This is a genomic window from Polaromonas sp. (assembly GCF_049790275.1).
Lineage (GTDB): Bacteria > Pseudomonadota > Gammaproteobacteria > Burkholderiales > Burkholderiaceae_C > Polaromonas.
On record NZ_JBAQYR010000048.1, the window covers coordinates 50062 to 62028 of the forward strand.

The following is an 11967-nucleotide window of genomic DNA, read 5'->3' on the forward strand; positions in this document are numbered from 1 at the left end:
ACCAGATAGTCTGTTTAACCCCACAACACGGGAAATCCATAAGTGCAAATGTGTCTGATTGTTTCAGAATCGCGATAGTTGAATAAATAGATAGTTCTGCAATGCAGAACAGTAAGTAATGTTAATTAACTAGGAAAACTAATGGAAAACAAGACGATTCATCTCATGGCCAGGGCCTTGGGTTTTGCCACTCTGCTGTCGTTTGCCCTGTCCGGGCACGCGGCGCCGGGGCGCGAGGATCTGGTGATCGGGCAGGTGGCGCCGCTGACCGGCGTGATTGCCGGAACCGGCAACGAATACGTGGCGGGCGGCGCAGCGTATTTCGCCTATGTCAATGACAACGGCGGCATTTACGGCCGCAAGATCCGCGTTGCCCTCAAGGATGACGCCTACAAACCCGACCAGACCCTGGCCCTGACGCGCCAGTTGCTTGCCGAAGACAAGCCGCTGGCCCTGTTCGGTTTTGTCGGCACCGGCAATGTGCTGGCCCTGAACAAGAACAAGGTGCTCGAGGAAGCGGGTATCGCCCTGCTGGCACCCTATACCGGCGCCAAGGATTTGCGCGAACCGATGAACCCGCAGATTTTCCACATCCGGGCCAGCTACACCGACGAGACCGCGCGCATGGTGGAACACCTGTACACCATCGGCCTGCGCCGCTTCGCCGTGATGTACCAGGACGATGCCTTTGGCAAAAGTGGCCTGGTGGGCGCCGAAAGCGCGATGCAAAAACTCGGGATGAAAGCCGTAGCCACGGGCGCTTATGATCGCACCAAACCAGAAGAAGTTGATGCAGCGGTGGCCGCCATTGCCCCGGCCAATCCGGACGCCATCATCATGGTGTCGGTCAACCGGGCCTCAGCGGCCTTTATCAAGAAAATGCGGGCCCAAGGCAGCAAGGCACGGCTGTTCAGCATCTCGGTGGTGAACTTCAAGGAGCTGCTGAAAAACGCCGGCGAGGACAACGCCCGCGGCATTGGCATTTCACAAGTCATGCCCTACCCGTATTCCACGCTGGCGCCGGTGGCCCGCGAGTTCCAGACCCTGATGGCCAAATACCAGCCGGACAAGGTGGTTTCCTACGCCAGCATGGAGTCCTTCATCGCAGCCAAGATTCTTGTGGAAGCCATACGCCGCAGCGGCGCCGATCCAACGCGCGCCAAGATCATCAGCCAGCTCGAAAAAATGAACAGCTATGACGTGGGAGGTTTCAAGGTGAGTTTCTCGCCGGAAAACCACGTCGGCTCGAAATTTGTCGAAGTGACCGTGATCGGCCGCGACGGCAGGTTGCTCAGGTAGCGCGACGTACTTCCAGGATTTCGTACGCGATCGCTTCGCGGTAGGTCCTGGCATCATGCAGCGCCAGGTGCAGCAGGATCCTGGCGGCATGCGCCTTGATGACGCGGGGCAGCAAGGCGCCAGTGAGCACCAGCGGCAACCCCCACCACACATGGCCCGACAGGGCCAGTGCCGCACCCATGCCCAGAAGCGGCAGCGAGATGCCAATCACAAACAGCCGGTGCTTGATATATTTCTGCGCGCGCTCGGGGTTCACGATCAGTCGGAAACGGCCCATGGGCAGGCCGGTCTTGAAGTCCTGGTGGCTGACCTCGACGGTGGCTTCGTCCGCTGCCTGGCTTGTCTCTGTCTCGTTCATGGTTGTCGTCTCGGAGCGGTTGATCGGGTTTGCGCCATCTTAACTGCGGGGACCTTCTGCATAACTCGCGCCGAGCGCGGCGAGGCTTTTGCGGGATGAGTCGCAAGGCGCAAAACCCAAGGCAAGGCTGCACGCCTTGCCTGGTTGTGTAACGAAGCGGATCGCCCGCAAAACCACGCCCCTTCGGGTTCGGACCAAAACGGGCGCTTTCCTCACCAAATCCCTTGCGTGTGCTTCAGCACACGCTGCATGGTGTTGGCGAGCAAATCATCCCGTTGTGGACCCGAACGCGCATGGCGAAAGTTATGCAGAAGGTCCCTAAACCACCGTGAGCTTGGCCACGCTCAGGGCCAGCCATTTCACACCATGCCGCGTGAAATTGATTTGTGCCCGGGCGTCGTCGCCGCTGCCCTCGAGCATCATCACCCGGCCTTCGCCGAACTTGGCGTGAAACACGTTCATGCCGGTCTTCAGCCCGTGCGCCGGTGCGTCGCGCTGCACCGGCACCGCCGGGTTGGGAAACCGGTCACCCCCCTGACTCCTTGAAGCAAAAGCGGCCTTAGCCCAATCACCACGGGCGCTGCCAGCTCCTGAATTCGTAGCATTCCAGGCACCTCCTTGGCCGCCATAGGCCTGCACGAAGCCCTGGTTTCTCGGTGTAATCCATTTGAGTGCCGCCTCCGGCAACTCGTCGAAGAAGCGGCTTTTGAGGTTGTAGCGGGTCTGGCCGTGCAGCATGCGTGTCTGCGAATGGCTGAGGTACAGGCGCTGGCGCGCGCGCGTGATGGCCACATACATCAGCCGGCGCTCTTCCTCGATGCCGCCCGCATCACTCAGGGAGTTTTCATGCGGGAAGATGCCGTCTTCCAGTCCGGAGATGAACACGCAGTCAAACTCCAGCCCCTTGGACGAATGCACCGTCATCAGTTGCACCGCGTCCTGGCCCGCCTGGGCCTGGTTGTCACCGGATTCGAGCGCGGCGTGCGTCAGGAAGGCGGCCAGCGGCGACAGGGTTTCACCGGTTTCCTGGTCGGGCGCCAGCAGTTCTGGCAGCGGCTCGTCCCCCAGTGGCGCGGATGGGTCCAGCCCCTGGCTGGCCGGCGACTGCGACAGCGCCGCACCGAGTTCATCGACAGGCAGGGCCACCGCGTCGCGGCCGAAACCTTCCATGCTGACGAAGGACTCGGCGGCATTGACCAGCTCACCCAGATTCTCAAGCCGGTCCTGGCCTTCCTTCTCGAGTTTGTAATGTTCCTCGAGGCCGCTGTGCTGCAGCACCAGCTCAATGATTTCGCGCAGGCTCAGACCCGGCGTCTGCTCGCGCAGCACGTCCAGCTTGGCGACAAAGGCGCCGAGGTTGGCACCGGCCTTGCCGGGCACGGCGCTGACGGCGTCGTGCAGCGAACAGCCGGAAGCGCGCGCCACATCCTGCAGCTGCTCGATGCTGCGCAGCCCGATGCCACGCGGCGGGAAGTTGACGACACGCATGAAACTGGTGTCGTCATGCGGGTTGTCCAGCAAGCGCAGGTAGGCCAGCGCATGCTTGATTTCGGCGCGCTCGAAAAAGCGCAAGCCGCCATACACGCGGTAGGGGATGCCGTTGTTGAACAGCGCGGTCTCCATGACCCGGCTTTGCGCATTGCTGCGGTAGAGCAGCGCAATTTCCTTGCGCTCCGTGCCGTCGCGCACCAGTTGCCGCACTTCATCGACAAACCATTGCGCTTCGGCAAAGTCGGACGTGGCCTCGAAGACGCGCACCGGTTCGCCCGGGCCGGCCTCGGTACGCAGGTTTTTCCCGAGGCGCTTGCTGTTGTGACTGATCAGCTCGTTGGCTGAATCCAGGATGTTGCCGAAGCTGCGGTAATTACGTTCCAGCTTGATCTGGTGCTGGACGTGGAACTCGCGCACAAAATCAGCCATGTTGCCGACACGCGCGCCGCGGAAAGCGTAAATGCTCTGGTCGTCGTCGCCCACGGCAATCACCGAACCACCCGGCATGGCGCCCACACCTGACACGGCATCATCGCCCTGCCCGGCCAGCATTTTGATCCAGGCGTACTGCAGCTTGTTGGTGTCCTGGAACTCGTCGATCAGGATATGGCGAAACCGCCGCTGGTAATGTTCGCGCACCGGCGCATTGTCGCGCAGCAACTCATAGCTGCGCAGCATCAGCTCGCCGAAATCGACCACACCCTCGCGCTGGCACTGCTCTTCGTAGAGCGCATAGATTTCGGCCTTCTTGCGCGTCTCCTCGTCGCGCACCACGACATCTTTCGCACGCTGGCCGTCTTCCTTGCAGCCGGCGATGAACCACATCAGCTGCTTGGGCGGGAAACGTTCGTCGTCGATGTTGAACTGCTTGCACAGGCGCTTGATCGCCGAAAGCTGGTCCTGCGTGTCAAGAATCTGGAAGGTGGAAGGCAGGTTGGCGAGCTTGTAGTGCGCGCGCAAAAAACGGTTGCACAGGCCGTGGAAGGTGCCAATCCACATGCCGCGCACATTGACCGGCAGCATGGCCGACAGGCGCGTCAGCATCTCCTTGGCGGCCTTGTTGGTGAAGGTCACTGCCAGGATGCCGCCGGGCGACACGTAGCCGTTTTGCAGCAGCCAGGCGATGCGGGTGGTCAGGACACGCGTCTTGCCGGAGCCGGCGCCGGCCAGGATCAGGACATGCGTGCTGGGCAGCGTGACCGCTGCGAGTTGCTCCGGATTGAGGTTTTGCAGGAGAGGGGAGCTGGGGACTTCTGGGGACATCCCCCATTGTAGAAAGAACACCAGCCCCGGCGCCGCGCGCCGGCATCAGCCCTGACGCGCCTAGCTGCCGTCCGTCTTCAGGATGGTCTCGCCCTTGAGCGCGCCCACATCGCGGATGGCCATGCGATGGCGCTTCCAGCCTGCCCAGGTGCGGCGGAAATTCGCCAGTGAAATGCCGTAATAAATCGCCTTGAACACCCGCAGCCGACCCCAGAACGGCGTCTTGCCAAAAATGTCTCCGGCCAGCAGCGACAGCAGTGCTTCCTTGACGCGCAAGGGGTTGGCAGGATGCATGAACATCTCGCGAATGGTCGGGTTGGTCACGCGGTAGATGAACCACGAATACTCGTTCGGCCCCTTGCGCATCATGGCCTCAAAGCTTTTGCGCACCGCAGGCAGGTCGGCCGGCTGGTCAAGCGCGGTCGCCACCAGTTCGGCACCATCGAAGGCACTGTGCATTGCAAGGTACACGCCCGACGAGAACATCGGGTCGATGAAGGTGTATGCATCACCCAGCATCAGGTAGCGGTCGCCGGTGGCGTGGGTGCTGCTGTAGGAAAAATTGCCGGTGGCGTGCACTGCGTCATCGACCAGCGTGGCCTTGGCAAGGCGGCGTTTCAGCTCCGGTGCCATCGCGATGGTGTCCATGAAAAATTCGCGCAGCGGCTTCTCGCGCGACTTCAGGTAATACGGCCAGCACACCGCACCGACGCTGGTCGTGCCGTCGGCCAACGGAATGAACCAGAACCAGCCGTGCGGGAACCAGCAGATGCTGATGTTGCCTTCGCGTTTTCCTTCCAGCCGCTCGACGTTGGTGAAATGGCCAAACAGCGCCGTGCTGTTGTGTTCGCGGCTCTTGGCTTTGCTGCGCAGCTTGTTCGCCAGCAGCGTATCGCGGCCGGAAGCGTCCACCACGAAGCGGGCTCGCCAGCTGCGTTTCGCACCATCGTCCATCTCGGCCTGGACCGTGGCGCCCTCTGCGTCAAAACTCACATCGCGCACGGTGCAGCCTTCCAGCGTTTTGGCCCCGCGCGTCGCCGCATTGCGAAAAAGCAACTCGTCCAGCTCGGAACGCCGCACCTGCCAGGCCGAGGGCATCGACTTGTCCCAGGCATCGGCGAATTCGATGTAGCTGCAATGCGCATGTTCGGGCGACACAAACTCGATACCCCATTTGGGCATGCCGATACGGTCCACCTGATCGCGCACTCCCAGGCGCTCAAAAAGCTCCACATTGGCCGGAAGCAGCGATTCGCCGATGTGAAACCGGGGATGGTGCGTTTTTTCAAGCAGCACCACGTCACGCCCCTGGGAGGCAAGCAGGGCCGCAACGGTGGAGCCGGCGGGGCCGCCACCCACAACAAGCACGTCACAGGAGGGAATCGGGGTTTCGTTCATGAAAAAAGCCGGTTGGATACAGACACATGCGCAGCTCACGCCCGCAACGACAAGAGGACCCGCAGGGTACCACCACGCCGATGAGGGCACAAACTTTCGCAGCCGCGCAAGCGAAACCGCTCATTTATATACATCAGCGATTGCTCGAACCTTTGCCGTGGCCCCAACAGTTGTATTTTTGTGCAGACATATAGGGGCATGCACCGCAATTGCACAGCCCGGCGTTTCCATTCTGCGCACCGTCCGGTTTTTGCACCTTTATAGCTACCGGAAGACGCGGAAAGGCCTGTTTCGGCTGGCATGGCTTTTGCTCAGCATAACTTGTCATAACAAGTTGGTGCCCCCATGAACCCCAGGCTTCGCAACACCCCTCTGCACGCGGTCCCGGAAAGCCAGCAACGTCCGGCTGAAGCGGTCATGCAGCCCGAGTCGCCCACGCCTCTGTATGCACAGATCAAGGACATCCTGCGGGCGCGCATTCTCGACGGCAGTTACCAGCCGCATCAGCAGATGCCCTCGGAAAGCGAAATGATGGCGCTCTTCAACGTGAGCCGCATCACGGTGCGCCAGGCACTGAACGACCTGCAGAACGAAGGCCTGATCTTCCGCATGCACGGCAAGGGCACCTTTGTCTCCAAGCCCAAGGCCTTCCAGGACCTGGGCCGGTTGCAGGGCTTTGGCGAAGCGATGCGCCAGATGGGTTACGAGACCTTCGCACGCGTTGTTTCGATTCGCAACGTCACGCCCTCCGCTCAGGTACAGGAGCGGCTCCAGCTGCCGAAAAGAGCACGCGTCACAGAACTGCAGCGGCTGCGCTTCCTGAACCGCGAGCCGATTTCTCTGGACGTCACCTACCTGCCGACCGCTCTGGGCAACCGGCTTGCCAGGGAAGACCTCGCCACACGCGATGTGTTTGTGATTCTCGAAAACGACTATGGGCTGTCGCTCGGCCACGCTGATCTGCAGATCGGCTCCACTCTGGCGGATGACAACCTGGCCACTCAGCTTCGCGTGGAAGAAGGCTCACCCGTTCTGGTCATCGAGCGCACCACCCACACCAGCGATGGCACACCGGTGGACTACGAACACCTCTATTACCGCGGCGACGCCTTCCAGTACCGGGTTCGCGTCGATCGCGTTCCTGTCCAGCACGTTTGAACCGAAAGGCACACATGAAAACGATTGAACTCGAATACGACATCGTGGTGGTCGGAGGAGGCACCGGCGGTCCGATGGCGGCTGTCAAAGCCAAGGAAAAGAACCCGAAACTGCGTGTCCTCCTGGTGGACAAGGCCAACGTCAAGCGCAGTGGCGCCATTTCCATGGGCATGGACGGACTGAACAACGCCGTCATTCCCGGCCATGCGACACCCGAGCAATACACCAAGGAAATCACCGTCGCCAACGACGGTGTGGTGGACCAGAAAGGTGTGTACGCCTATGCCACCAACAGCTTCGCCATGATCGAGGAGCTCGACAAGTGGGGCATCAAGTTCGAGAAAGACGAAACCGGCGATTACGCGGTACGCAAGGTGCACCACCTGGGCAGCTATGTGTTACCCATGCCCGAAGGCCATCACATGAAACGCGTGCTGTACCGGCAGCTCAAGCGGGCGCGTGTCGAGATCACCAACCGCGTGGTGATCACCCGACTGCTCACCGGCCCGTCCGGGGAAGTCGCCGGGGTCATGGGTTTCGACTGCCGCACTGCGGACTTCTATGTCATCAAGGCCAAGTCGGTCGTGATCAGCACCGGTGCTGCCGGCCGGCTGGGCCTGCCGGCTTCGGGCTACCTGTTCGGCACCTATGAGAACCCCACCAACAGCGGCGAAGGCCATGTCATGGCCTACCACGCGGGCGCCGAGCTGACCAACCTGGAATGTTTCCAGATCAACCCGCTGATCAAGGACTACAACGGACCGGCCTGCGCCTACGTGACAGGTCCGTTCGGCGGCTACACGTCCAACAATGCGGGGGAGCGTTTCATCGAGTGCGACTACTGGAGCGGCCAGATGATGATGGAGTTCTTCAATGAACTCGAGGGCGGCAAGGGCCCAGTGTTTCTCAAGCTCGACCACCTGGCGGAAGAAACCATTTCGGAGATCGAGCACATCCTGCATACCAACGAGCGGCCCAGCCGCGGACGCTTCCATGAAGGACGAGGCACGGACTACCGCAAGAGCATGATTGAGATGCACATCTCCGAGATCGGCTTTTGCAGCGGCCACAGCGCCTCCGGTATCTGGACCAACGAAAAAGGCGAGTGTTCGATCCCCGGGCTGTACGCCGCAGGCGACTGCGCCAGCATTCCGCACAACTACATGCTGGGCGCTTTTGTCTATGGCAAGTTCTGCGGGGAAAACGCTGCCGACTATGTGTCGGGTATCGACCAACCGCGCTTCGAGCAGGACAAGGTACAGGTCGAACGCGAGCGCGTGCTGGCGCCCCTGTCGCGCAGCGAGGGCCTCACGCCCTTCCAGGTGGAATACAAGACCCGCCGCATCGTCAACGACTACCTGCAGCCGCCCAAGGTCACGCGCAAGATGGAAATCGGCCTGCAGCGCTTCGACGAGATCCGCGAAGACCTCGACTCCATGATTGCCGCCGACCCGCACGAACTGATGCGCGCCATGGAAGCCCACACCATCCGCGACTGTGCCGAACTGGCGGCCCGTGCGTCCCTGTTCCGCACCGAAAGCCGCTGGGGCCTGTACCACCTGTGTGTGGACCATCCGGAAAAAGACGACGAAAACTGGTTTTGCCACACCAATGTCACCAGTGACGCAAAAGGCAACGCCGTGTTCCGCAAGCGTGCCATCGAGCCCTACGTGGTCGAACTCAACGAGCAGGAAAAGTCCGCCTACCAGCGCCTGCGCGTCGCTCGTCCCGCCCAGGCCGCCTGAACCCAACCACCAGGAGAAACACCCATGACCATCGCCATCACCCGCACCCAGGCCCCCGTTGTTGTTGACGAAGACAAATGCATTGCCGACAAGGGCTGCACGGTCTGTGTCGATGTCTGCCCGCTGGACGTCCTGGCCATCGATCTGGTGAAGAACAAGGCTTTCATGAAGTTCGACGAATGCTGGTACTGCATGCCCTGCGAAAAGGACTGCCCCACCGGCGCGGTACACGTCAACATTCCCTACCTGGTGCGCTGAGGTGCCGACCATGAATGCCATGACCACCCCCGCCAGCATCCATGAACGACTGCGCAGCCCTGATGCGGGCGTGCGCCGGATCGCCGTGATCGATCTGCCTTATACCGACGAGGAAGACGACGTTGCCCCCTTGCTTACCGTGGCCCTTGCCGATACGGATGCGCAAGTCCGGCTGGAAGCCGCGAAAGCCCTGGAGGGTTTCGAGGAAACCGAAGTGCTGGCGCAACTGGTGCCCCTGCTCAAGGACAGCTCCGCCGAAGTGCGCGAGGCCGTCGCCTACACCCTGGCCGAATTGAAACAACCGGCGTCGGCCACCCCGCTGCTGCCCTATCTCGTGGACACCGATCCTGGCGTGCGCGCCGCCGCGCTGCACGCCGTACGCGCCTTGCGCGTCAGCCAGGCTTTCGAACCGGCCCTGCACTCGCTGCAACATGAAGACGCCGTGGTCAGGCGCGCTGCCGTAGGCGTGCTGGGTTACCTGAAAAATCCGCAGGCCATAGGCGCCCTGACCCAGGGCGCCGTCCACGATCCGGATCCGGAAGTCCGCCGCGTGGCCGTGGGCGCACTGGGTTATGCCGGCGAGTCGGCCGAGATCAGCGTCCAACCGGCACTGAGTCGCGCCCTCACCGACCTGGCCTGGCAGGTGCGCGAGGAGGCAGCCACCACTTTTGCCAAGCTCGGTTCTGCACTGGGTGTCCCGGACCTGGTGCGCGCCATGGACGATGAGTACTGGCAGGTCCGCGTGAAGGCGGCGCGCAGCCTGGGCAAACTCAAGGCCAGGGGCGGTGTCGAAGTGCTCTGCCAGGCCCTCCAGCATGCGGTCAGCAACCTTCGCAAGGAGGCGGTGATTGCGCTCGGCGAAGTCGGTGATCCGCGGGCCATCACGCACCTGGAGCGTGCACTTCACGACAGCGACCCCGATGTACGCAAGCTCGCCAAGCTGGCCCTGACCAGCATCCAGATGAGCGGAGCCATTGCAACGGGAGACCTGCCATGACCCATGTTGTCACCGAAGCCTGCATACGCTGCAAATACACCGACTGCGTGGCCGTCTGCCCTGTGGAGTGTTTTCACGAAGGACCGAACTTCCTGGTGATTGACCCGCAGGTCTGCATCGATTGCGGCGTCTGCATTCCGGAGTGCCCGGTCGAGGCCATCGTCGAGGAAAAAGACCTGCCCGCCGGGCAACTGGAATACCTGGCACTGAACACGGAACTGGCCGCGAAGTGGCCCCCGATCACCCAGCCGCGCGAGCCGCTGCCCGATGCCGACGACTGGGCGAGCCGACATGACAAAAGAGCGCTGCTGACCGAGAGCGCCTGATTCGCCGAAGGAGACAGACGTGGTACCGAACTTGCGATACCAAACCCGAGGACTTGTGAAACCAGCCTGGAGATCATGATGACTTCTTACCTTCCTGCCCTTTCGTCCCTACATGCCAAGCTTGCGCTGCCGCGCTGGCGACCCGCCCTGCTGCTGGCCCTTGCACTGCTACCCGGCCTGGCCGCGGCCCAGGCCAAACAGGTGGTGACCATCGGCATCGGCACCCAGAACACTACCACCAACACCGTCACCGGTGGTGTGGTGCTAAAGGAAATGAAGCTGATCGAAAAGTACCTGCCCAAGACCGGCAAGTACAAGGACATCGAATTCAAGCTCGACTGGCAGAACGCCACGTCGGGCCCGCCAATCATCAACGGCATGATGGCCAAGAAACTGCAGATTGGCATGATGGGTGACTACCCGTTGCTGGTGGCGGGCGCCACCGGCCAGTCGCAGCCGGGCAACGAAACCCAGCTCATCGCCACCATCGCCTACAACGCCTTCGGTTCGGGCAACGGCATCGTGGTGCACAAGGATTCGCCCTACTACGAGTTCGCCGACCTCAAGGGCAAGGTCGTCTCGGTGCCTTTCGGCTCCGCGGCGCACGGCATGGTGCTGCAGGCGCTGCAGTCACGCAACCTGCCGCCCGACTTCTTCAGCCTCGTGAGCCAAAGCCCAGAAGTGGGCACCACCAACCTGCAGGAAAAGAAGATCGACGCGCATGCCGACTTCGTACCCTTCGCCGACCTGCTGCCCTACCGCGGCTTCGCCCGCAAGATCTTCGACGGCGTGCAAACCAATGTACCCACCTTCCACGGCGTGATCGTGCGCAAGGATTTTTCCGAACAATACCCCGAGGTGGTGGTGGCCTACATCCGCGCGCTGATGGAAGCCAATGCCTGGCTCAAGGCAGACCCGGTGCGCGCCGCGACCAAGGTGGAAGAATGGACCAAGATCGAGAAGGAAGTGGCCTACCTCTACCTCGGCCCGGGTGGCATCCATACGCTCGACCCGACGATCAAGCCGCGCTGGCTCGACACCATCAAGATCGGCCACGGCGTGCTCACCGAGCTCAAACGCGTCAAACCGCTCGACATCAACGCCTGGGTCAACGAAACCTACGTGCGCGAGGCATTCAAGCAGGTCAAGCTCGACTATGACGCGCAAAAGCAGTCGATGGCGGCGTTCGACATCACCGGCACCGACAAGCTGTGCAAGACCTCCGTCGCGCGGCCCAAGGAAGCTGGCGAAGTATGGATCGACGGCGCGGGTGTGGAGCCGCACGCCTCGCCGCTGTGCACGCTGGGCGCCATCGCCAAGCTTGAAGGTTCAGGCAAGAAGATCCGTGTGGCCTACCTCATCGACCACGCCCTGGGTATCAAGGTGTTTGCCGACAAGGCCTTCTACGCCATCAATGCTAGCGACGCCAAAAAACCGGTGATCGTGCCTTTCCTGTTGAAGAAAGACGCCGAGAGTCATGCAGCCAAGATAGGCGGCAAGCTAGCCAACTACAGCGAAGCCCTGACGATCGCGTCAGCCCCCTTCTGAGCGGTTTGCCGGAGCCCACCATGTCCAGTGCCCCACTGCGCAGCGTCAAGGACGCAGAAACCTTTGCCACCCGGGTCGCGGCCGAGCCGGCCGTGGCCCAGAATCATCTGGCCGAGGTTGTCAAAC

10 protein-coding genes are annotated in these 11967 nt (G+C 61.7%); 7 read left to right on the forward strand and 3 right to left on the reverse strand.

What is annotated here, in order from left to right; genetic code table 11:
• The first annotated feature begins 141 nt into the window (after positions 1-141).
• Positions 142-1299: an ABC transporter substrate-binding protein gene (locus WA904_RS06315; protein WP_425196280.1), complete on the forward strand. Its 1158-nt coding sequence runs from the start codon at positions 142-144 to the stop codon at positions 1297-1299.
• Here the strand turns inward: WA904_RS06315 and WA904_RS06320 are convergent.
• The 3 genes from WA904_RS06320 to WA904_RS06330 form a co-directional block, all read right to left on the reverse strand.
• Positions 1292-1657 carry a hypothetical protein gene (locus tag WA904_RS06320; protein ID WP_425196281.1) on the reverse strand — a complete coding sequence of 122 codons (366 nt, stop codon included), beginning with the start codon at positions 1655-1657 and terminating at the stop codon, positions 1292-1294. The two genes, WA904_RS06315 and WA904_RS06320, sit on opposite strands and share 8 nt — an antisense overlap.
• 318 nt (positions 1658-1975) lie before the next feature.
• Complete coding sequence (locus WA904_RS06325; RefSeq protein WP_425196282.1) at positions 1976-4411, reverse strand: UvrD-helicase domain-containing protein; 2436 nt, start codon at positions 4409-4411, stop codon at positions 1976-1978.
• A gap of 60 nt (positions 4412-4471) precedes the next feature.
• Positions 4472-5809 carry an NAD(P)/FAD-dependent oxidoreductase gene (locus tag WA904_RS06330; protein ID WP_425196283.1) on the reverse strand — a complete coding sequence of 446 codons (1338 nt, stop codon included), beginning with the start codon at positions 5807-5809 and terminating at the stop codon, positions 4472-4474.
• A 417-nt stretch (positions 5810-6226) separates the two neighbouring features.
• Between WA904_RS06330 and WA904_RS06335 the strand changes: the two genes are divergently transcribed.
• The 6 genes from WA904_RS06335 (at position 6227) to WA904_RS06360 (ending at position 11841) form a co-directional block, all read left to right on the forward strand.
• A complete protein-coding gene (locus WA904_RS06335; protein WP_425196288.1) occupies positions 6227-6967 on the forward strand; it encodes a GntR family transcriptional regulator in 741 nt (246 codons plus the stop codon).
• 14 nt (positions 6968-6981) lie between these two features.
• Positions 6982-8712 carry a fumarate reductase/succinate dehydrogenase flavoprotein subunit gene (locus WA904_RS06340; protein ID WP_425196284.1) on the forward strand — a complete coding sequence of 577 codons (1731 nt, stop codon included), beginning with the start codon at positions 6982-6984 and terminating at the stop codon, positions 8710-8712.
• A gap of 24 nt (positions 8713-8736) precedes the next feature.
• Positions 8737-8970, forward strand: coding sequence for a 4Fe-4S dicluster domain-containing protein (locus WA904_RS06345; protein WP_077595317.1), 234 nt, complete (start codon positions 8737-8739; stop codon positions 8968-8970).
• Positions 8971-8980: 10 nt separating this feature from the next.
• Positions 8981-9967 carry a HEAT repeat domain-containing protein gene (locus WA904_RS06350; RefSeq protein WP_425196285.1) on the forward strand — a complete coding sequence of 329 codons (987 nt, stop codon included), beginning with the start codon at positions 8981-8983 and terminating at the stop codon, positions 9965-9967.
• Positions 9964-10293 (forward strand): ferredoxin FdxA, encoded by a 330-nt coding sequence (gene fdxA / locus WA904_RS06355; protein ID WP_425196286.1) that lies wholly within the window; start codon positions 9964-9966, stop codon positions 10291-10293. The genes WA904_RS06350 and fdxA overlap by 4 nt, the downstream gene beginning before the upstream one ends.
• A gap of 78 nt (positions 10294-10371) precedes the next feature.
• Complete coding sequence (locus tag WA904_RS06360) at positions 10372-11841, forward strand: ABC transporter substrate-binding protein (RefSeq protein WP_425196287.1); 1470 nt, start codon at positions 10372-10374, stop codon at positions 11839-11841.
• The last annotated feature ends 126 nt before the right edge of the window (positions 11842-11967 follow it).

Excerpts from the sequence above, each read along its gene's own strand:
- WA904_RS06315 (WP_425196280.1), top strand. The coding sequence starts at position 142 with ATGGAAAACAAGACGATTCATCTCATGGCCAGGGCCTTGGGTTTTGCC.
- WA904_RS06320 (WP_425196281.1), bottom strand. The coding sequence starts at position 1,657 with ATGAACGAGACAGAGACAAGCCAGGCAGCGGACGAAGCCACCGTCGAG.
- WA904_RS06325 (WP_425196282.1), bottom strand. The coding sequence starts at position 4,411 with ATGTCCCCAGAAGTCCCCAGCTCCCCTCTCCTGCAAAACCTCAATCCG.
- WA904_RS06330 (WP_425196283.1), bottom strand. The coding sequence starts at position 5,809 with ATGAACGAAACCCCGATTCCCTCCTGTGACGTGCTTGTTGTGGGTGGC.
- WA904_RS06335 (WP_425196288.1), top strand. The coding sequence starts at position 6,227 with ATGCAGCCCGAGTCGCCCACGCCTCTGTATGCACAGATCAAGGACATC.
- WA904_RS06340 (WP_425196284.1), top strand. The coding sequence starts at position 6,982 with ATGAAAACGATTGAACTCGAATACGACATCGTGGTGGTCGGAGGAGGC.
- WA904_RS06345 (WP_077595317.1), top strand. The coding sequence starts at position 8,737 with ATGACCATCGCCATCACCCGCACCCAGGCCCCCGTTGTTGTTGACGAA.
- WA904_RS06350 (WP_425196285.1), top strand. The coding sequence starts at position 8,981 with ATGAATGCCATGACCACCCCCGCCAGCATCCATGAACGACTGCGCAGC.
- fdxA (WP_425196286.1), top strand. The coding sequence starts at position 9,964 with ATGACCCATGTTGTCACCGAAGCCTGCATACGCTGCAAATACACCGAC.
- WA904_RS06360 (WP_425196287.1), top strand. The coding sequence starts at position 10,372 with ATGACTTCTTACCTTCCTGCCCTTTCGTCCCTACATGCCAAGCTTGCG.